The organism is Streptomyces sp. NPDC006393, from assembly GCF_040628575.1.
Taxonomy (GTDB): Bacteria; Actinomycetota; Actinomycetes; order Streptomycetales; family Streptomycetaceae; genus Streptomyces.
This window is the reverse complement of the sequence record NZ_JBEXZD010000229.1, coordinates 1-1,221: the sequence shown is the minus strand read 5'-3', so window position 1 is coordinate 1,221 and position 1,221 is coordinate 1. Positions and strand designations below refer to the sequence as shown.

Annotated in this window: 1 protein-coding gene; it reads left to right on the top strand. The window is 24.7% G+C overall.

The features are described from left to right. A partial coding sequence (locus ABZ484_RS38725) for a hypothetical protein (RefSeq protein ID WP_358870638.1) occupies positions 1–707 on the top strand: 707 nt, incomplete at its 5' end. Between the last annotated feature and the right edge of the window lie 514 nt (positions 708–1,221).

The window sequence follows — 1,221 nt, the reverse complement described above, 5'->3', positions numbered from 1 at the left end:
ATAATGAAGTTTGGGTTTTTTGTTTATCTAAAACGGTTACTACAAAAATTGCAGTTATAAATGAAATTAAAAAAACAGTAAAAGATGGTAGATCTGAATATGGCGATGAACCGGAGCAAGGCTTAACAGTTGATACTGTAGTGTTATTTTGCCCTAGATATGGAGTAGTGATTATTCCATCAAATAGAGGAGGGATTTCTCAATCAGATTTTAAAAGTTTTTTTTATAGAACAGTTAAGAAAAAAGGTGCCAAATTGAACGTTGCTATAAATAACACAAAAATTGATAATTTAAAACACATTGATGATCTAAAAGAAATTGAGTTTAATATTTCTAGAATTGTAGATGTAGATAAAATAAAGAATAAAAATCAGTCAACGCAAAGAGATAAAAAAATGATTGATAAACTAAATGCAGATTCTATGAAGGTAAAGTATACATCAAAAGCTTTAGATATTTCAGAGTCATTAAAACAAATAAAAAATATTTTAGCGAAAGATGAGACAAAAGAAGTCAAAAAAATGGTTATTAGAGGGGAGAATGATGGCCATGAACAAATTATTGATCTTATCGCTAACAGATTAATATATATAGATGATGATGTAGAATTAAACAACAATAATAAAATAACTATTAATTCTATGATTAAATCGATAAAAAAAGCTTATAGAGATAATTTAAAGATTATTGAAAAAGATATTCTTTAACAATTTGATAAAGGGTTGTGATTTTGTGTTTAAAAGAAACATAGATGTTGTTTTGTTTTTTATAATCCTAATTATTGTGTTCTTGTGTTTGAATGTTCAATATTCTGTTATTCAGAATAAAGAACAATATAGTGATTTTTTGGAAACAGTAATATCTTTTTCTTCTTTAACAACAGCATTTTTGTTTTTTTCTGTTACTCTTATACCACTTTTAAACGATAGAGCAAAATTGTTTGAGAAGTTAGACACAGAAAAGAAATTGATTGAAAATATTATGCTAAATACAGAGATGTTCTTATTGTTATCTATTTATACATTGGTTTTGTACTGTTTTAAATTATATGATAATGAAATTGATAACATTTATTTTGTTATTTGGTATTCAATTATATGTGCTTCTATTTTTAAACTAATAAGAACTTTCTATTTTTTGACAATCAATATTGCTAAGACCATTAAATGAAGATTAATATATATTAAAACAGATCAGAATATAGTCGTGTATGAAAAGAGT